The 18,698-nt window shown below is 70.1% G+C and carries 20 protein-coding genes and 2 tRNA genes; 8 read left to right on the top strand and 14 right to left on the bottom strand.

Annotated features, from left to right (window positions below; genetic code table 11):
- Positions 1-37: 37 nt before the first annotated feature.
- Complete coding sequence (locus LI334_RS08900) at positions 38-253, top strand: TrmB family transcriptional regulator (protein WP_227260262.1); 216 nt, start codon at positions 38-40, stop codon at positions 251-253.
- On the opposite strand, the gene LI334_RS08905 is transcribed toward LI334_RS08900, so the two are convergent.
- From LI334_RS08905 to LI334_RS08920, 4 genes are read right to left on the bottom strand one after another with little or no spacing between them, the layout of a single operon-like run.
- Complete coding sequence (locus LI334_RS08905; protein WP_168219959.1) at positions 231-401, bottom strand: HEWD family protein; 171 nt, start codon at positions 399-401, stop codon at positions 231-233. The two genes, LI334_RS08900 and LI334_RS08905, sit on opposite strands and share 23 nt — an antisense overlap.
- A gap of 27 nt (positions 402-428) precedes the next feature.
- Positions 429-2,798, bottom strand: a complete 2,370-nt coding sequence (locus tag LI334_RS08910) for an ATP-dependent DNA helicase (protein WP_227260263.1) — start codon at positions 2,796-2,798, stop codon at positions 429-431.
- Positions 2,799-2,823: 25 nt separating this feature from the next.
- Positions 2,824-3,843 carry a DUF5784 family protein gene (locus tag LI334_RS08915; protein ID WP_227260265.1) on the bottom strand — a complete coding sequence of 340 codons (1,020 nt, stop codon included), beginning with the start codon at positions 3,841-3,843 and terminating at the stop codon, positions 2,824-2,826.
- A gap of 39 nt (positions 3,844-3,882) precedes the next feature.
- Entirely contained in the window at positions 3,883-4,680 is a 798-nt protein-coding gene (locus LI334_RS08920) for an aldo/keto reductase (RefSeq protein WP_227260266.1), read from the bottom strand.
- 104 nt (positions 4,681-4,784) lie between these two features.
- Here LI334_RS08920 and LI334_RS08925 point away from each other — a divergent pair, with 104 nt between their 5' ends.
- On the top strand, positions 4,785-4,967 hold the full coding sequence (locus LI334_RS08925; RefSeq protein ID WP_227260267.1) for a DUF4177 domain-containing protein: 183 nt from the start codon (positions 4,785-4,787) through the stop codon (positions 4,965-4,967).
- Entirely contained in the window at positions 4,964-6,037 is a 1,074-nt protein-coding gene (locus tag LI334_RS08930; RefSeq protein ID WP_227260269.1) for a hypothetical protein, read from the top strand. Before LI334_RS08925 ends, LI334_RS08930 begins: the two co-directional genes overlap by 4 nt.
- A gap of 219 nt (positions 6,038-6,256) precedes the next feature.
- Here LI334_RS08930 and LI334_RS08935 read toward each other — a convergent pair.
- The 3 genes from LI334_RS08935 to LI334_RS08945 all read right to left on the bottom strand — a co-directional run bounded on the left by LI334_RS08935 (position 6,257) and on the right by LI334_RS08945 (position 8,023).
- Positions 6,257-6,330, bottom strand: a tRNA-Thr gene (locus LI334_RS08935).
- A gap of 11 nt (positions 6,331-6,341) precedes the next feature.
- Positions 6,342-6,824 (bottom strand): GNAT family N-acetyltransferase, encoded by a 483-nt coding sequence (locus tag LI334_RS08940; RefSeq protein WP_227260270.1) that lies wholly within the window; start codon positions 6,822-6,824, stop codon positions 6,342-6,344.
- On the bottom strand, positions 6,821-8,023 hold the full coding sequence (locus LI334_RS08945) for a phosphoglycerate kinase (protein WP_227260272.1): 1,203 nt from the start codon (positions 8,021-8,023) through the stop codon (positions 6,821-6,823). Before LI334_RS08945 ends, LI334_RS08940 begins: the two co-directional genes overlap by 4 nt.
- An 83-nt stretch (positions 8,024-8,106) precedes the next feature.
- Here LI334_RS08945 and LI334_RS08950 point away from each other — a divergent pair, with 83 nt between their 5' ends.
- Complete coding sequence (locus LI334_RS08950; RefSeq protein WP_227260275.1) at positions 8,107-9,630, top strand: molybdopterin-dependent oxidoreductase; 1,524 nt, start codon at positions 8,107-8,109, stop codon at positions 9,628-9,630.
- On the opposite strand, the gene LI334_RS08955 is transcribed toward LI334_RS08950, so the two are convergent.
- Complete coding sequence (locus LI334_RS08955; RefSeq protein ID WP_227260277.1) at positions 9,627-10,172, bottom strand: CBS domain-containing protein; 546 nt, start codon at positions 10,170-10,172, stop codon at positions 9,627-9,629. The genes LI334_RS08950 and LI334_RS08955 overlap by 4 nt on opposite strands.
- A gap of 123 nt (positions 10,173-10,295) precedes the next feature.
- On the opposite strand from LI334_RS08955, the gene udk reads away from it, so the two are divergent.
- Positions 10,296-10,952, top strand: a complete 657-nt coding sequence (gene udk / locus LI334_RS08960) for a uridine kinase (RefSeq protein ID WP_227260279.1) — start codon at positions 10,296-10,298, stop codon at positions 10,950-10,952.
- Here udk and LI334_RS08965 read toward each other — a convergent pair.
- Positions 10,949-11,272 (bottom strand): DUF5785 family protein, encoded by a 324-nt coding sequence (locus LI334_RS08965; RefSeq protein WP_227260281.1) that lies wholly within the window; start codon positions 11,270-11,272, stop codon positions 10,949-10,951. The two genes, udk and LI334_RS08965, sit on opposite strands and share 4 nt — an antisense overlap.
- Positions 11,273-11,320: 48 nt before the next feature.
- Complete coding sequence (locus LI334_RS08970; RefSeq protein WP_227260283.1) at positions 11,321-11,539, bottom strand: hypothetical protein; 219 nt, start codon at positions 11,537-11,539, stop codon at positions 11,321-11,323.
- A 71-nt stretch (positions 11,540-11,610) separates the two neighbouring features.
- Here LI334_RS08970 and LI334_RS08975 point away from each other — a divergent pair, with 71 nt between their 5' ends.
- Positions 11,611-12,354: a glycosyltransferase family protein gene (locus LI334_RS08975; RefSeq protein WP_227260285.1), complete on the top strand. Its 744-nt coding sequence runs from the start codon at positions 11,611-11,613 to the stop codon at positions 12,352-12,354.
- 42 nt (positions 12,355-12,396) lie between these two features.
- A tRNA-Ser gene (locus tag LI334_RS08980) sits at positions 12,397-12,478 on the top strand.
- Positions 12,479-12,667: 189 nt separating this feature from the next.
- Here the strand turns inward: LI334_RS08980 and LI334_RS08985 are convergent.
- Positions 12,668-13,297 (bottom strand): uracil-DNA glycosylase, encoded by a 630-nt coding sequence (locus LI334_RS08985; protein ID WP_227260287.1) that lies wholly within the window; start codon positions 13,295-13,297, stop codon positions 12,668-12,670.
- Between the two features lie 103 nt (positions 13,298-13,400).
- On the opposite strand from LI334_RS08985, the gene LI334_RS08990 reads away from it, so the two are divergent.
- Positions 13,401-14,843, top strand: coding sequence for a hypothetical protein (locus LI334_RS08990; RefSeq protein WP_227260289.1), 1,443 nt, complete (start codon positions 13,401-13,403; stop codon positions 14,841-14,843).
- On the opposite strand, the gene aroC is transcribed toward LI334_RS08990, so the two are convergent.
- The 3 genes from aroC to aroA form a co-directional block, all read right to left on the bottom strand.
- Positions 14,844-15,995: a chorismate synthase gene (gene aroC, locus LI334_RS08995; RefSeq protein WP_227260291.1), complete on the bottom strand. Its 1,152-nt coding sequence runs from the start codon at positions 15,993-15,995 to the stop codon at positions 14,844-14,846. It lies immediately after the preceding gene.
- A 159-nt stretch (positions 15,996-16,154) separates the two neighbouring features.
- Positions 16,155-17,378 carry an alkaline phosphatase family protein gene (locus LI334_RS09000; protein WP_227260293.1) on the bottom strand — a complete coding sequence of 408 codons (1,224 nt, stop codon included), beginning with the start codon at positions 17,376-17,378 and terminating at the stop codon, positions 16,155-16,157.
- A 39-nt stretch (positions 17,379-17,417) separates the two neighbouring features.
- Entirely contained in the window at positions 17,418-18,698 is a 1,281-nt protein-coding gene (gene aroA, locus LI334_RS09005; protein WP_227260295.1) for a 3-phosphoshikimate 1-carboxyvinyltransferase, read from the bottom strand.

Below are 18,698 nucleotides of genomic sequence, written 5' to 3' on the forward strand. Positions count from 1 at the left end.
TGTTTATGTTCGTCGTACCCGTTTCGCCGACTGACGAATGAGTCAACGACAGATACCGAACGAGGTGGAGTCGGCGCGCGGAAAACTCGTCTACCTCTACCTCAGAACGGAAGGAACCGCGTCGCTCACAGACCTCCAGGGCGCGCTCGGCCTCTCACAGCTCACGCTCCTCACCGTCCTGCGGTCGCTCCGCGACACCGGACACGTCCGGCGGACGAACGAGGGGTTCGCTACGGTTTCGCGACCGGCGTGAACTCGCCCGTCACGTCCCAGTCGTGGATGCAGTACACGTCCCCGACCTCGTCGTCGCCGACCTGCCACGCGCCGGCGTCCTCGTCCCACACTTCGCGTCGCCCGCAGCGGAGACACGACCGCTCGTCGGGCGTCCTGATTTCGACCATACGCGCGGTACGTGCCCGAGAACCACGTTACTTGTGGTCGCGCCAGAACGTGTCGAGTTGGTCGCCGAGGAACTCCGGTGTCATCCGCACGAACTCCGCGCGCTCTTCCGGCGAGAGGTACTCGTGGACGGAGTGGCGCGCGCCCTCGACGTACCGGCGGCCCGCGAGCACGCGCACCCCGACCTCGTCGCGTCCGCGGATGACGCGACCGATGGCCTGTCGGGAGCGCCGAACCGCGGGCACCGTGAGCGCGTACTCGAACGCCCGCTCCTCCCCGAACGCCTCGCCGTACGCGTGCCGAACCGCGCGGACGCGCGGCGACCCGATGTTCACGAGCGGAATCCCCACCACCAGGCACGCCGCGAGTTTCTCGCCGTCGTAGTCCACGCCTTCGGTCAGCGTCCCCCGCGTGCTCGTGACGAGCACCTTCCCCGGGCCGGCGAAGAACTCTGCCTTCAGGTCGTCCGTCGCCTCGTTCGACGAACTCGAATCCACGAGCACGTCCTTCTCCACCGCGTCCGCGAGGTACTCGCCCGCCCACGCCGCCTCCCGGTAGTTCGGCATACACACCAGAACGTTCCCCGGGCTTCGCGCGACGGTGCGGAGGACGTACTCGTACTGGTCGCGCGTCCGCGTCGCCTCCCCGGGTTCGCCGCGGTTCGAGCGCGTGAACGGCGCGGCGTCCACGACGAAACTCGCGCGGTTCGACTCCGGGAACACCATGTCGTACGTGCGCTCGACCACCGGCCGGTCGTCGCCGCTCTCCAGGGCGTCGAGGCCGACGACCTCGCGGAACACGTCGATGGGTTCGAGGGTCGCGCTCATCAGCACGCCACCGCCGACCTCTTCGAGCACGCCCCGAATCTGGTCGCCGGGCATGCAGTTGAACGTCACGAGCGCGGGCGTGTACGCCTCCTCGTACGTCCGGGAGACCGACCCCGCGTCCGCGGGCGCGTGTTCGAGTTCTATCTCGCGGAAGAAGGAGACGTGGTCGCGCTCCCACCACGCGCTCAGGAGGACGCCGACGCTCGTGCAGACGCACTGCCGGTCGTTGTCGCCCTCGTTCAGGACGGCCTCGACTGCCGACCCGACTTCGCCGAGCGACCGCCACAGTCCGCCCGTGTACCCCGCGTCCTCCGCCCACTCGGTGAGGTCGTCCACCTCGTCGGCCTCGGGGTCGCGCAGCGGGATTTCGAGGTCGCGCTCGGGAAGCCGGTCGGGCGCGAGCGTCCCGTACTCGCTACTCAGGTGTGATTCGACGCGGTCGTCCAGCCAGCCGACCACGTCGTCCACGAGGTTCTTCGCGTCCTCGACGGCGTCCAGGGTCGCGCCGTAGTCCGCGAGCTTCTGGTCGAACTCGCGCTCGTTCTCGTGGCTCTGCCGGGCGTACTGGAGGAGCGTCTGGAAGTCGTTTCGCGCGCGGACGAGCGTGTGTCGGCCGATGCGGTCGCTCAGGAGGTCGCGCACGCGCTCCTCCATCCGATGGGCTTCGTCCACCACCACGAACGTTCCCTCGTCCAGCAGGCCGTCGAGGAGCGGGCGCGTCCCGGGGTCGAAGAGGTGGTTGTAGTTCCCCACGATAACGTCGGCGTGTTCGAGCAGGACTGACTGCGCGCGGTGCGGGCACGTCCCGTACTCGACTGCCTCCGGGAGGAGTTCGTCCACCGTGACGACGTGGTTCTCGCCGGCGTCGAACCCGAGCGGCGACCCCTTCTCGCGGCCGTACCAGTCCGCCTCGAACGGACAGTAGAGCGTGTCCTCGTCGCTCACCTCGTCGGGCGCGCTCGGCTGGTGGCGGACGTACGGCGACGCCGCGCCCGCCGTGGAGAGCGCGCCGGAGAGCGTCTCCGGGTCGTCGTGGCGCGCCGCCCGCGCGAGCCGGCGCGCCGTCCCGGCGTCCCACCACGCGTCCTCCAGCGCGTCCTCGGGCCGGAGCGCCGCCGTCGCCTCGCCCGTCGGCGTGCCGCGCGTCTTCCCCTCGCCGCCCTCCACGAGCGCCGCCGTGTTCTCCCGGAGGTCGTCGCAGCGCTCGTGCGTGCTCGCGTCCCGCGGGAACACGTCCTCGCGGCCGTACGGACACAGGTCGCGCTTCCCGACGAGCGACACACCGTTCATCGGCTCGTCGAGGCCGGCGTTCATCGTGCGGAGGTCGTCCACGAACTGCTGGAGTTGCTGCTTCACGGGGGTGACGACGAGCACGCGCTCGAACCGACTCGTCTCCCGGACGAGCGTCGCGCCCGCGGTCAACGCCGCCATCGTCTTCCCCGTTCCACAGGGGCCTTCCATCGCGAGAAATCCGCGGCGCTTCCCGACATCGATTGCGGTCTCTATCGCGTCCGCCTGGTTCGCGTACGGCTCCTCGAACCCGAACACGGACTCCCAGGCGGACTCACTCATCTACTCGCGGGTGGGGCCGCTTCCCCTAAGAAGTCGCGGATTCCAGCACGAAGTCCACGTCGAGCGGAACGCGGCCCTTCGCGTACCCGGAGAGCGCTCCGTCCGGCCGCAGGCGGAACACGACCGCCGGCCGATGCCCCACGTCCGGGCGGTCGTCGAGTATCCGCCGCCAGTCGCCCTCGCGGAAACTCGAACAGTCCACGAACAGCACCGCGCCGCCGCCGTGCTCCTGGAGCTGCCCCCGGGTCTTCGTGTCCACCGTCTCCTTCACGGCCGCTATCGGCGAATCGGCCGCGCGCCGCGACGGCGGGTTCGGCCGCGTCACCTCCACCAGCACGCCGTTCCCCGCGGGGTCGTCCGCGCGGAAGTCGAGCGAGTGCCCCGTGGACACCTCGATTTCCGGGGTGAGGTCGTAGCCCGCCTCAGTGAGGACGTACGCGACGTTGAACTCGCTCATCGTCGCGCTCATCCGCACCAGGTCGAACTCCGCGCTCGTCCCGAGTTTCGCCGCCATCTCGTGGCGCTCGTCCTCGAACACGCCCGTCTTGAGGAAGTCGTCGTAGAACGCGAGCGCGTCGTCCCGGTCGGCGTCCCGGAACCCCGCGGCGTGCTCGCGGAAGAACGCCCGCGTCGTCTCCCGGCCGTCCTTCGAGCACAGGACGGGCAGGAAGAACCACGCGAGGTACCGATAGGGTTCGAGCCACGGTTCCTCCGCCAGGAGAGTGTCGAGGAACTCGCGTTGCGCCCATCGAGCAATCGGATAGGGCGCGTCCTCGAAGTCGCGCTTGTCGGTGCGCCAGAGCGCGCTCGGCGTCTCCGTGTTCCCGAGCCAGTACGCGCCCGAGTCATCGGCGTGCCACGCGAACACCGCGAGGTCGCCGTTCGCCATCTCGAAGCGCCGCGCGCGGTACTCGGGCGGCGGACTGAACCGGGGACTGCGAGCGGTCGCGCCGATGTTGTCGTCGAGCGGGCCGAGCAAGTCGCGACGCACCCGCCGGTCGCTCCATCGCTCGCCGGAGTACCTGAATCGAAGCGGCCGAGCCACACCGGACGTACGCGAGGTCGGCGTTTCAGTCTTCCGAGTCTACCGATTCCACGGGGCCGCGTCGGGGTCGATGAGGCGTTCTTCGCGCTCGATGTCGTCGATGCGCGCGACCTCCCCGTCGGCGAGGTCGAGGTCGCGGGCGTGCCAGTTCTCCCGGAGGTGGGGGTCGCCCGTCGCCTTCGGAATCGGAACGACGCCCTTCGCGTCCAGCCACGCCAGCGACACCTGTGCGGCGGTCGCGTCGTGGTCGTCCGCGACGGATTCGAGCACCGGATGCCCGACGACCTCGCCCTGCGCGATGGGGCAGTACGCGACCGGCGTCACCCCGTGCTCCTCGCAGGCCGCCCGCCACGCCTCCTGCTGGAGGAACGGATGACACTCGAACTGGTTCGCCAGCACGGGCGCGTCCAGCAGTTCCACCGCCTCCGCGAGCAGGTCGGGCGAGAAGTTCGACACGCCGACGTTCTCCACGCGGCCGTCCTCGTACAGGTCGTCGAACACGGGAAGGGTCGCTTCGGCGTCGTACGCGCCCATCGGCCAGTGCACGTACAGCAAGTCCGCGTAGTCCGTGCCGAGCCGGTCGAGGCTCTCCGCGAACGTCGAACGCACGTCCTCTGGCGCGAGGTTGTCCGGATGGATTTTCGTCGCGACGAACACGTCCTCGCGGTCTACGTCCGCGTTCGCGACGCCCTCGCCCACGGCGGCCTCGTTGTCGTACATCTGCGCCGTGTCGATATGTCGGTAGCCGAGTTCGAGCGCCGTCTCCACCGACGCGGCGCACTGCGCGAACTCGTCGTTCCCCGACGTTCCCAGTCCCGGACTCAGTGAGTCGTCCATACGCGGCGTTCTGCGCGCGGCGTGGTAAGCGTTCGCCACGAGGACTCCCGCGGAGTCCCATGGGAGCCGCCACGCCTTTCCGCGCCGCGCGGGTTCTCGTCCGTATGCCACGGGAGTGGGAGTACGAGACCCTGCGGCCGCCCCGCGGAGCGACGCAGAAGGAAGCAGAAGACCCGAAGGAGGCGTTGAACGAACTCGGCGCGGAGGGCTGGGAGCTCGTGGACACCATCGACTACGCGGACGGCGGGACGAAGTTCCTCGTGCTCAAGCGCCCGGTGGAGCGATGAGCGCGTCCCCCGACCGGGACGTGGACGTGGACGCGGAGTCCGACACCGACATCGAGACCGCCGAGGACACCGCCGACATCTCCACCGCGAACACGATGCGAGAACGCGCGGACGAGAGCCACATCAAACTCCGCGTGCTGTTGAGCGCGAACCGCCTCCTCGTCGCCGGCGCGCTCGCCGTCTTCGTGTTCGTCTCGTTCGTCGCCGTCGGGAGCGTGAACGACCTCGCCGCGAACCTCGGCACGGGCGACACCAAAGCCACCATCTTCTCCACGATGCTCGGCGCAATCATCACCGGCACCACCCTCATCGTCACCATCAGCCAGCTCGTCATCTCCCAGGAGAACGGCCCGCTCGGCGACCAACACGACCGCATGAGCAACACGATGGACTTCCGCGAGTTCGTCGGCGAGATGTACGGCCACCCCTCGCCCGTCGACCCCTCCGCGTTCCTCCGCGAACTCGTGGACGAAACCCAGCGCCGCGCCGAAGCCCTCCGCGACGCCGTCGCCGGCAGCGACAGCGACGACCTCCGCGAGGAAGTGGACGAGTTCACGGACAGCCTCACCGGGAACGCGGACGCCGTCCGCGACCAACTCGAAGGCGCGCAGTTCGGCGAATTCAGCGTCCTCCACGCCGCCCTCGACTTCAACTACGGCTGGAAGATATTCCAGGTCGAACGCCTCCAGAACGAGTACGCCGACGACGTCACCGACGACGCCGACCGCCTCCTCGACGACCTCCACACCGCCCTCTCCATGTTCGGCCCCGCCCGCGAACACATCAAGACCCTCTACTTCCAGTGGGCGCTCATCGACCTCTCCCAGCTCATCCTCTACGTCTCCGTCCCCGCGCTCGTCGTCACCGGCGGCATGCTCGGCTTCTTCGGCACCGGCCCCGTCCCCGGCACCACCCTCGGCGTCCAGAACGTCCTCCTCCTCGTCGCCGCCGCCTTCACCGTCTCCGTCTTCCCCTTCCTCCTCCTCGTCTCCTACATCGCCCGCATCGCCACCATCGCCAAACGCACCCTCGCAATCGGCCCACTCATCCTCCGCCGCTCACAGCGATAAAGCGGCGGAACGTCCAGTACTCCCGCCGCGCGAGCGAAGCGAGCGCGGGATGTTTTTAGCGTAGCTTTTTGCGAGGAGTGGTGTGCGTAGCGCACCCGACGAAGTAAAAAGGTACGAGCCAAGGGGGGGGGATTTGAACCTCAGTCACTCCGCTACGCTCCGTTCCCTGGTTCAGAATCCCACCTGTTGCTCTTCGTCCTCACTTCGTTCGGACAGAAGAGCCAAGGGGGGGATTTGAACCCCCGAATTCTCGATTACAAATCGAGTGCTTGAACCGCCCAAGCTCCCTTGGCGCGAGTCGAGATTAGCTCTCGGGGTTTGTGTGGGTATCGTTTTCCGCCGGTTTTTCGAGGATGACGCGGTGGGGCGCGTATCCCCGGGACTCGTAGAGGGCGCGGGCGGCGTCGTTGTCCGCCATCACGGCGATGGCAAGCGTGTCCGCCCCCCTGGCTTCGAGTTCGGTTTCGGCGGCGTCGAGGAGTCTGGAGCCGATACCCTGGTTTCGGTGCGGGGGTTCGACGTAGACGTTCTCGACGATGCCGCGGGTGGCGTCCTGGTCGTAGAGGCCGTCTTCGAGGTAGAAGGTCGCGAATCCGAGAATGTCGTCGTCGCGGGCGACGCGGAGCTGGTCGGCGGCGATTCGCTGGCCGAGCACGCCGCGGGCGGCGGCGCGGTTCTCGGCGGCGAGCAGGTGGGTTCCGTGGCGTCGCTGGCCTTCGACGAGCGCCGCCCACTGTTCGACGAGGGCGTCCAAGTCGTCGGTCGTCGCCGCCTCTATCGCGGTCACTGGTCGAGCGCGTCCACCGCGGGCAGGGGTTCGCCGGTGAGCATGCGGAGCGCCGCGCCGCCGCCCGTGCTGACGTGGTCGAAGCCCTCGATGCCGAACCGTCGAATCGCGGCCGCGCTGTCACCGCCGCCGACGACGCTGTACGCGTCCGACTCCGCGACCGCGGTGAACAGTTCGCGCGTCCCCGCGGCGAACGTGTCGTCCTCGAACACGCCCGCGGGCCCGTTCAGCACGACCGTCCCCGCGTCGGCGACGACCTCCGAGTAGGCTTCGATGGTGTCGTGGCCGATGTCGAGCACGGACTCGTCCTCGCGGGGCGGGAGGGCGTCCTGCGCGATTTCGGTGCGCTCGCCGTCGCGCTCGACCGCCACGTCGAGCGGGAGGCGGATGCGGTCGCGGTGGCCGTCGAGGAGGGTGGCGGCGCGCTCCACCTGGTCCCAGTAGCCCTCCTCGCGGACGAACGCCGCGCTCGCATCGCCGATGTCCACGCTCGCGGCGAGCATGAAGACGTTCGCGACGACGCCCGTCGTGAGGACTTCGGTCGCGAGGTCGTGTTCGAGGACGTGGCGCACCACGTCGATGGAGTCCGCGACCTTCGCACCGCCGACGATGTCCACGCGGGGGTCTGGCTGGTCGTTCACGTTCCCGAGCACGTCGAGTTCCGCCTCCATCACGCGGCCCGCGTACGCGTCGAGCACGGACGGGAACCCGACGAGGCTCGGCTGACTGCGGTGCGCGGCCGCGAACGCGTCGTTCACGTACGCGTCGAGTACGGACGAGAGGCGTTCGACGAGGAACGTCTCGCTCGCTCGCTCGGGGTCGAACTCCATGTACTCCTCGCTGTAGAACCGCGTGTTTTCGAGGAGGACGGCCTCGCCGTCGTCGAGCGCCTCGACGGCGTCGCGCGCGCCGACCGTGAAGGTGGCGTCGCAGTACGACACCGGCCCCGAGAGCAGTTCGTCGAGGCGGTCGGCGTGGGGTTCGAGGCGGGCGAACTCGTCGCCGCCCGGACGGCCCTGGTGGGCGAGCACGGCGACGCGCGCGCCGCGGTCGAGGAGTTCGTCGAGCGTCTCGACGTGCGCGCGCAGGCGGGCGTCGTCCGCGAGCGAGCGGTCGTTCGCGAGCGGGCTGTTGATGTCGACGCGCACGCCGACTGTCGTCCCGGCGGCGTCGAGGTCGTCGAGAGTCCGAATCGCCATCACTCGAAGCCTACTCCGGGGGGCGTATAGGCGTTGCCTTTGGCGAAAGACGCTTCACGCGACCGTGTGAAGTTTTACCAGACATGGGCGTGGTTGCGCGGGCGGCGAGGGCGTGTCGGGCGCGCGCGACCAGCCTCGGACTCGCCGGGCTCGCGGGCGTCGCCGCGCTCGCGTCGTCCTACGCGGTCGCGGGCCGCACCCCGCGGTTCGTCGCCGCACCGGTCGCGTCCGCGTTCGTGGACGCCGCGCCCGCCGCGCTCGTCCGCGTCGGCATCGAGTCGCTGGGGAGCGCCGCGCAGTCGCTCGTCCTCCTGTCCGCGCTCGCGGCCGCGGTCGCGCTCTACGCCGTCCCCGTTCTGTGCGCCCTGCTCGCGGCCGACCACGCGCGACTTCCCGCCGAACCGCTCGTCGCCGCCGGCGCGCTCGCGGTCGGCTGGGGGCTGGTCGGCGCGCCCGGGTCGGCGGTCGCCGCGGCCGCCGGCGCGACGCTCATCGTCGCCGCGTCCCGCCTCCGCGCGCCGAAACCGGGAGGCGTGGACACCGACAGGCGGTCGGTGCTCGCGGGCGCGCTGAGCGCCGCCGGTCTCTCCTTCGGCGGGTGGCTCGTCGGCTCCGCGGATTCCGGGACGGGCGGGCCGGGCGAGCGCGCGGCATCCACGGGAACCGAGGGGCGGTTGCTCGACCGCGCACTCGCGGCGTCGTTCGACGTTGACGGCCTCGAACCGCTCGTCAGCACCGAGTTCTACGAGGTCGATATCAACGCCGTCAATCCGACGCCGAACCGCGAGGGCTGGACGCTCGACGTGACCGGCGCGGTGGAGTCCGAGCGCACGCACGACCTCGCGGGCGTGCGGTCGTTCCCCACGGAGCACCGGTTCGTGACGCTTCGGTGCGTGAGCGACCCGCTGAACGGGACGAAGCTCGACACCGCGCTCTGGACGGGCGTCCCCGTCCGGGAACTCCTGGACGACGCCGGCGTCACCGAGGACGCGTGCTGTGTCGTACTGCGCGCGAAGGACGGCTTCTACATGGAGGTGCCGCTCGAAGCGGTCGAGGACGGCCTGCTCGCGGTCGGGATGAACGGCCTCCCGCTCCCGCGCGAGCACGGCGCGCCAGCGCGCGTCCTCGTCCCCGGCCACTGGGGCGAGGTGAACGTGAAGTGGGTGACGGAACTCGAAGTCACGGAGACGCCGGTCGAGGGCTACTGGGAGAAGCGCGGCTGGCACGGCACCGGCCCCGTGAACACCGTCGCGAAACTCCACGCGGTCACCCGCGACGGCGGGCGAATCGAGGTCGCCGGGCACGCGTACGCCGGCACGCGCGGCGTCGAACGCGTCGAGGTCTCGACGGACGGCGGGCGGACGTGGGCGGACACCGACCTCACCGACCCCCTCCCGGCGCGGGTGCCGGCGGACGCTGACGACCCGGCGCTCGGCGGGCGAGCGGCGGACGCGTGGCGGGGCTGGCGGTTCGCGTACGACGCGCCCGGCACGGAGCACGAGGTCGTGGTGCGCGCGACCGACGGGACGAACGCGGTGCAGTCCCGTGAGTACCACGAGCCGTATCCGCGGGGCGCGACCGGCTGGGTGTCCCGGACTATCGACTAAACCGTCCGGCAGTCCGGGCAGACGAGCTGGCCGTTCACGTTCGAGAGGCTGTCCGCGAGCGACCCGCAGACCTCGCAGACGCTCCGGTGGGAGTACGCGTCGTCGGGTTCGCCGACCCGGTCGTCGGGCCGCGCGGCGTCCGGCGTCTCGTCGCTCGCGGGGGGTGCGGGGTCGGGGCCGGCGCGGACGAGGTTGGTAGCGTCCACGAGGCCGAGGACGCCGTCACCGTCGGCGACGACGACGTGCCGGGCGTTCGCGGACGTGAGGCGGGCGGCGGCGTCCTCGACGGCGGCCTCGGGGCGGAGCGAGGGCGGCACGTCCGTCATCGCGTCCCCGACCGCGCCGTCGAGCGCGCCGTCGTCCGCGAGGTGGTCGAGCACGTCGCTCGTCGAGAGGTAGCCGACGGCGTCGCCGCCGCGGAGGACGAGCGCGCCGGTTGCGTCCGCCTCCCGGATGGTTCGCACGGCGGCGTGGAGGCTGTCCGATTCGCTCACGCCGACGTAGTCGCGGTCCATCACCTCCCGCACGGGCAACGCATTCATGCTATACTGTACCACACATCGGGACTAAACCGTTTCCCCGACAGCCTTAGGCCCGTGGGACGCCATGCCGGGCACGACCCGAAGCCGAAGACTGTAAACGCCAGTCCGGACTCCCAGTGAGTAATGACCATTCCCTCGTTCGCCATCGGCATCGCTGGCGGAACGGGCGCGGGGAAGACCACCGTCGCCCGCGAAATCACGGAGAACGTCGGCGAAGCCGTCACCCGCGTCCCCCTCGACAACTACTACGAAGACCTCAGTCACATGAGCTTCGAGGAGCGCGCGGACGCCAACTACGACCACCCGGACGCGTTCGAGTGGGACCTCCTCCGCAGCCACCTCGACAGCCTCCTCTCCGGGCAGGCCGTCGAGATGCCGCAGTACGACTTCAGCGAACACCTCCGGCAGGACGAACGCGTCACCGTCGAACCCACCGACGTCATCGTCCTGGAGGGGATTCTCGCGCTCTACGACGAGCGCGTGAACGACATGCTCGACCTCCACATCTACGTCGAGACCGACGCCGACGTACGCATCCTCCGCCGCATCGACCGCGACGTGCTCGAACGCGGCCGCGAACTCGAAGGCGTGATGGAACAGTACCTCTCCACGGTGAAACCGATGCACGAGCAGTTCGTCGAACCGACGAAGAAGAACGCCGACATCATCATCCCGGAGGGCGCGAACTCCGTCGCCGTGAACCTCCTCGAAGAGAAAGTGCAAGCGGAAACGGGCGCGTTCGCCGAGTGGGCGGCGCGCGAAGCGGAAAACCAGCTCTAGGTCTGGGGCTGGAAGTCCCAGAGGTCGCCCGAGCGCATCCCGTCACCGACCTTCTTCCAGAACTCCACCTTCGTCTCGAACTCCTCGGGTTCGACGTGCTCGAAGATTTCGGAGACCGAGACGACCTTCTCGTAGTTGATGCGGACGGGGTCATCGCCGTACTCCTCGACGAACGCGTCCTTCTGGAGCGGGAAGTCCTCCTCCTCGTCGACCTTCTTCGACAGGACGGCCATCCCGTACTGGCGTCCGCCCTCGCTACCCTCCTCGCCGTCCGGGTCGTGCGGCCAGTCCCGGCCCGACGGGTCGTACATGTCGTCCATACGCACGGGTTCGACGCCGGGGGTCAAAAAGCCATCTTTCGCGGGACGCTACCAGTACGGCGTCGTCTTCGTCGCCGCACTCCCCGCGCCCACGAACGCGACGACCGCGACGACGCCCCAGCCGACCGCGAGCGTCGCGCCCGCCGCCGCGACCGTGTACCCCGCGGGGGCCGCGAGCGTGTTCGTTCCGAGCGACACCAGCGCGCCGAGCGCGCCCACGAGGATGCCGAGCACCCCGAGCGCGCCCGCGAGAGTTCGCCAGTCCATACCCGGACGTTACCCCGGAGCGCCTTAGCCGTAATCATCGCCATTTAGGGCTCGCCCCACCACGGGGACGTATGACCGTTCACGTCCTGCTCGCCGACCCGCCACGGGACGGCCTCGTCCTCCCCGACCTCCCCGACACGTCCCCGCTCACCGAATCCGAAGCCACCGGCCTCTACGAGGCGATGCTGAAAGACGCGTGCGTCGCCGCCGCGACCAGCGGCGGGAGCCTCCTCGTCAACTACCCGCCCGCCGACGACATCCCGCCCGAACACGAGACCGGACGGCCACCCGAGGCCGACCTCCGCGAAGTCGTCGCCGACGCCCTCGAAGACCCCGCGGACGCCCGCTTCGAAGTGCAGGTCGGCTCCAGCTACGACGCCCGCGTCGGCAACACCGTCACCCACCTCCTCCGCGACGAGGACGAATCCTCCGTCGCCGTCGTCGACCCCCGCGCCCCCCTCCTCGCGCGCAAAGACCTCGACAGCGCCGCGATGAAACTCCGCCGCCGCGACGCCGTCCTCGGCCCAAGTGACGGGGGGCGCGTCCACTACGCCGGCTTCACCCAGCCCATCGACTTCGCCGGCGCGTACACCACCCCCGAACTCGACACCCTCACCGCCCGCGCCCGCGACGCCGGCGGCGACGTGGACTTCCTCTCCCACCAACCCCTCGTCCGCACCGGCACCGACCTCGAAACCCTCCTCCCCACCCTCGACGCCCGCCGCCGCGCCGGCCGCATCGTCCCCACCCACACCACCCAGTACCTCGCCGAACTCGGCGTCCACCTCACCGACGACGGCCTCCAGCGCGCCTAGAGACGACACCGTAAAGTGCGCGCTCCGACTCCACACGCACGAGGTGAGGTGGCAGAGCGGCCTATTGCGCCGGTCTTGAAAACCGGTGGCGCAAGCCTCCTGGGTTCGAATCCCAGCCTCACCGCATTCTGCGCGAACAGCGACGAAGACTCGTGGGTCTTCGTCGCCCGTGAGCGCGAATCGAAGACGGGGATTCGAGCAGACGAGTCGCAGCGCGAACGACGTGAGCGACCGTCTCGGCCGAGTTCGAATCCCAGCCTCACCGCGTTTTCCCGACACTGATTCGCGCAGTTTCACCCGTGAAAGTCCAGTGTTATCGGCCGCGTCGGCCCTTGGTTTGGCGGTAGTCGGTCTGGAGGAGGTCGAGGAAGTACGTGATGAACTGTTCTTTTTCGGTGTCGGTCATGCGGCCGGGGTGTTTCATGGGGACGAGTTCGAAGCCGCGGCCGCGGACGCTGGTGGCGTGGTGGTCGTCGACGCTGAGTTCGCCGGCGGGAGTGGTGGTGTATTCGCGGGCGAGTTCGTCGAGGGCGCGTTCGCCGACGGGGACGATGAGTTCGGGGTTTATCATGCGGACGTCGGCGGTGAGGAAGGGGTCGCAGGCCTGGAGTTCGTCGTCGGTCGGCGGGTGGTCGGGGTGGCGACACCGCGCGAGATAACAGAGGTATGCGTTGTCGAGTTCGGGCGTGGTGCTGGTGGGGAGGCTGTTGTTGAGGCCGAGGTTTCCGAGGATGTCCTGGAAGCGCTCGCCGGCGTCGTCGCCGACGAACGGGACGCCGGCGGCTTCGGCGGCCTCGCTGGGGGTGTGGCCGACGAAGACGATGTCGGCGCTCGCGTCGCCGTAGCCGTGCACGACGCGGTCGCGTTCGGCGGCGCGCGCGCAGTTCGTGCAGTCTTCGTCCATCCCGTACGGGTTCCGCTGGGTTTCCTGCCGGGCGTCCATCACCGAAGCCGTGGGCGGCGAGCGGGTTAGGTGCATCGCCACAGACTGAAACGGGCGTTTTCGTCTCCACAAGGCGCTTACCCCTCGTGGGCGACGGACGAATATGAAGCGACGTGCCCTGCTGTCGTCGCTCGCCGCGGGCGGCGCGGCGGCGCTCGCGGGCTGTAACGAACGCGGGAACGCGACGAACGGGACGACGACGGGCGACGGCGACTCGACGCGAACGACCACGCCCACCCCAGCCGACGCGCCGACGCCGCCGGATACCGGACTCGCCGACGCGACGACGGCGGTGTTCGAGACGCGCGACCGGACGATGAGCCTGCTCGGCGGCCGCCGACGCCTCCCGAGCGGGCTGGTGGTGCGGGCGTGGCTGTCCGCGACGGCGACCGCCGACCATCCGGCGCGGGTGACGGCGACGCTCACGAACGACACCGACTACGACACCACGCTCCGCCTGGGCGACGTGTCGCCGTTCACGCCGACCCCGCACGGGTTCCGCGAGCGCGACTACGACCACGCGCTCTACCTCGCGCCGACCGACGGCCACGAGTTCGCGGGGCGGACGCCGGCGGTCGCTCGCGCCGACTCCGGCTGGTATCTCGACTCGCGGACAGACCGCTGGCAGCCAGAAGCGGTCGAACTTGCTTCCGGCGAGACGCTCGTCGGGGAGTTCGCGGTCGTGCCGCGCGAACCGGGTGCGATTCCGACGGGCCGGTACGCGTTCGGCGAGGCGGACGACCCGCTCACGCTCTCCGTCTGGCAGACCTCACAGCCTGGGCCGACCGAGGGGTCAGCGTTCGAGAACGCGACCCCGCCCGCGTTCGACGAGCGGTCGCCCGCGTGGTATCACGACGCGACACCCGAGACGCAGGCGTTCCTCCGACCGAGCGCGGAACGGGTGGACGCGCCCGCCGCGGTGTCGTTCACGCTCCACAACCACCGCACGGAACCGCTCTCCGGGAACGTCTACGACTGGACGCTCTCCAAGCAGTTCGAGGGCGAATGGTATCGCATCGCGCCGTGGGCGATTCCCGTCCCGCTGACGCCGCTCGCGCCCGGCGACACGCACACGTGGACGCTGAAGGCGTTCGACGGCCCGCGCGTCGAGTGCGAGGACGCCATCGCGCCCGGCCACCTCGGCGGCGGCCGCTACGCCTTCCACGTGAACATGGCGAGCGAGAACGGCCCGACCCACGCCGCGCTGTTCGACCTCGACGCGCCCGCGGCCTCGGTGACGCCGACCGAGGACGTGTCCATCGAGCGCGAGTACCGACTCGTCCGCGCGAGCACGCCCGACGACGGCGGCGACCGCGCCACGCTCGTCGTACAGCGAACCGACGACGCGGACGCCCGCCTCCTCCCCGAGCAAGTGATGCAACCGCGGAACCGCGGGCTCAGGAACACCCTCCCGTTCTTCGAGGAGGGCATACAGAAAGTGCGACTGCGGACGACGGACGGCGTCGTCGACGACGCGCTCCGCGGGAGCGAGGCCGACCGCGCGTTCCGGTTCGGGGACGAGGCGTTCGCCGCGTGGCGCGCGTGACTACTCGCTCCGCGGACTGCTCGGGTGGTAGTCCGTGTCGTACTCGCCGGGCTGGCCGTCGAGCCGGTCGGGGTTGATGCGGCCCGCGAGCAGCATGAAATCCACGATGGTCAGGGAGAGCATCGACTCCACGACCGGCACGCCGCGCGGCGGAAGGACGGGGTCGTGGCGGCCGATGACCTGCTCGGTCTTCTCCTCGCCCGTCTCCCAGTCCACCGTCTCCTGCGGTTTCGGAATCGACGTGGGCGCGTGCAGGGTGAGTTCGCCGTAAATCGGCTCGCCCGTCGTGATGCCGCCCTGGATGCCGCCGTGGTCGTTCTCCACGGGCACGGGCTCGTCATTCGAATCGAACGCCCACTCGTCGTTGCGCTCCGAGCCGGTGTACTCGCGGGCGTCACGGCCCAAGCCGAACTCGAACGCCGTCGCCGCGGGTACGGCCATCAGCGCCTGGCCGAGTCGCGCGCTCACCGAATCGAACCGGGGCGCGCCCAGCCCGCGCGGCACGCCCTGCACCTCGAAGTAGATGGAACCGCCGATGGAGTCGCCCGCCTCCTGGTACTCCTCGATGCGCTCCTGCATCCGCTCGGCGGTCTCGGGGTGCGCACACCGCACGTCGTTCTCCTCCGTGTGTTCGAGCATCTCCGCGAAAGACACCTCGGGAGCCTCGACGTCCCCGATCTGGTTCACGTGCGCCTTCACCTGGACGCCCTCGGATTCCAGAATCTTGTCCGCGATAGCGCCCGCGGCAACCCAGTTCACGGTCTCGCGCGCTGACGACCGGCCGCCGCCGCCCCAGTTCCGCGTCCCGAACTTCGCGGAGTACGTGAAGTCGCCGTGGCTCGGGCGCGGCGCCGTGATGAACGGCTCGTACTTCCCGGAGCGCGCGTCCTTGTTCTCGATGGTCATCCCGATGGGCGTCCCCGTCGTGTACCCGTCCTGCAAGCCGGACTGAATCGACACCTCGTCGGGTTCGCCGCGCGAGGTCGTTATCATCGACTGCCCGGGTTTGCGGCGGTCGAGTTCGCGTTGTACGTCCTCCTCGGTGAGTTCGAGACCCGCGGGACAGCCGGAGACGGTGACGCCCATGCCGGGGCCGTGGCTCTCCCCGTACGTCGTCACCTGGAACAGCCGCCCGAACCGATTTCCGTTCATACCACCCTCTCTGTCGCGGGCGCATTTAGGGTTTGTACTCCACGCAACCGACCGTTCAAATACGAGGGCGCGGCCAGACCGGGCGTGACGTAACCGCCGCGCGCGCCGGCCCCGCGAAATCCCGGGACTCGACCGACGCGCCCGCCCGAGAGTCCCGTGCTAGCAGATGTCCGCGAGCCCCGCCGCCGCGAACGGCACGAGCATCTCGCGGGCGTCGAGGCCGCCGTGCATCCCCACGAGGTCGAGCTGGTGTTCCTCCGCGGCGTACCACAGCATCCCCTCGCGGGGGACGACGACGAGGTCGCCGCAGTTCCGCTCGAACACCGGCCCCGGCTCGCCCGGCCCCCAGAGGCCGCTGTCGAGCGCCTCCGCCTTGGTGAACACGAGCGCGTCCTCGCCGTCGAGCGCCGCCCGCACCCGCGAGCGGTCGCCGTCCACGTGCAAGTGGACGTTCCGCGGGCCGCCGAGCACGAGCGGCGTCCCCGATCGGTCGCGCCGGAGTTCGCCCAGCACGCCGTCGAGCGCGTCGAGCGTGCGCTTCTCGCCGGTCGTGTCCACCTGGCCGTGGTCGGCGGTGAGCGTCAGCAACGTCTCGTCCTTCGCGGCCGTGGACACGTCCGCGAGCGCGCGCTCGACGGCGGACAGCACCGCGTGCCCCTCCAGGTCGTACGCGGGATGGTCGGGGCCGACGTGGTGACCGGTCGCGTCCACGCCCGAGTAGTACGCGTAGACGTACGACCGCTCCTCCTCGCTGGCCGCCTCCACGACCTCGGCGAGCGTCGCGGCGAACTCGCCGACCGTCTCGCAGTGGTGGTCGGTCGCCGCGTCCGTCGGCGTCTCGTGCTCCTGGACGGTGTGGCAGTCCACGCCCGCCGCGTCCAGCCGGTCGAAGACGGTGTCGCCGTCGAAGCGCTCGCGGGCGGTGAGCGAGAGGTCGCCGCCGTCCTTCGCGGTCATCGGGAGCGAGTTGTAGACGGTGTCCGCGTCGGGGTCGTACGCGTTCCACCCGAGCAGGCCGTGCTCGACGGGGTAGCGCGCGGTCTGCATCGTCGTGATGCACGCCGCCGTCTCCGAGGGGTACGTCGAGGTGAGCGGCGTCACCGCGCCGTGTTCGACGAACCCGCCCATGAGGCCGTTCGAGTCCGCGAGCCGGCTGGCGTGCTCGAATCCGAGCGCGTCCACGAGCAGGACGACGACCGTGGAGGCGTCGTCGTCCACGTTCTGGAGCACGTCGTCGGGGAGCGCGGGACCCACGTCCTCGTCGAGAACGGCGGCGGCGGTGCCGGGGACGTGCGCGAAGCAGTAGTCGTCGTACGCGGGCCGGACGAACCCCGGTTCGAGTTCGTCGCCGGCGAGCGTGTCCGCGAGGCTGGAGCGAAGCATATCGACGCGAGAACCCGCGCGGTAAGAAGCGTGGGGGATTCAGTCGAGCGTGACGCTCGCGCCGAGGTCGTAGAGCGTGTCGAAAAAGCCGGGGAAGGACACGTCCACGTGGTGCGCGCCGGTGATGGTGGTGTCGCCGTCCGCGACGAGGCCGGCGAGCGAGAGCGCCATCACGATGCGGTGGTCGCCGTGCCCGGAGAGCGTCGTCCCCGTGAGGTCGCTCCGGCCGCCGTGCACGGTGAGGGTGTCGCGTTCCTCCTCGACGCTCGCGCCGAGCGCCGCGAGTTCGGTCGCCATCGCGTCCACGCGGTCGGTCTCCTTGAACCGGACGTGCTCGCAGTTCGTGATGCGTGTGGTGCCGTCCGCGGCCGCGCCGAGCGCCGCAATCGTCGGGAGGAGGTCGGGCGTGTCACCGACGTCGACCTCGACGCCGGAGAGCGACGCGTGCTCGACCTCGACGGTTCCCTCGTCGCGGTTCCAGTCCACGCGCGCGCCCATCCGCTCGACGATGTCGAGGATGGCGCTGTCGCCCTGCTCGCTCGGGTAGACGTTGTGAACGGTGACGGAATCGTCGCCGGCGAGCGCGCCCGCGCCGACGAGGTAGGACGCGGAGGAGAAGTCGCCGGGCACCTGGTACTCGTCGGCGCGGTAGGTCTGGCCGCCGGGGACGCGGTAGCCGTCGGCGGTGCGCTCCGCGTCGATGTCGAAGTCGTCGAGCACGTCGAGCGTGAGGTCGACGTAGGGTTCGGACTTGAGTTCGGTCGTGAGGTCGATTTCGACGCCCTCGTCGGTGACCGCGCCCGCCATCAGGAGTGCGGTGATGAACTGACTCGACACGTCGCCCGGAATCTCGACGCGGCCGCCCTCGATGGGGCCTTCGACGACGAGCGGGGCCTGGCCGTTCCCGCGCGTGCTCTCCGCGCGAGCCCCGAGGGCGTCGAGCGCGTCCAGGAGCGGGCCCTGGGGGCGCGACCGGAGCGACGCGTCGCCCGTGAGCACGGTGATACCGTCCGCGAGCGCCGCGGCCGCGGTGACGAGCCGCATCGTCGTCCCGCTGTTCGCGCAGTCGAGCACGTCCGGCGGCACGTCGGGCCGGCCGTCGAACCCCGCCACTTCGAGCGTGTCCGCGACTTCCACGAGGCTGCCGCCGAACGCGTCGACCGCGCCCATCGTCGCCTTCGTGTCCGCGCTGTCGAGGGGGTTGCGGACGCGCGCGCCGTCGCTGTACCCGGCGGCGAGAATCGCGCGGTGCGTGTAGCTCTTCGACGGCGGGGCGTCCGCGTCCCCGTGCACGCGGGAGGATGTGACCGTGACGTCCAT

Source organism: Salarchaeum japonicum (assembly GCF_020614395.1).
GTDB classification, from domain to species: domain Archaea; phylum Halobacteriota; class Halobacteria; order Halobacteriales; family Halobacteriaceae; genus Salarchaeum; species Salarchaeum japonicum.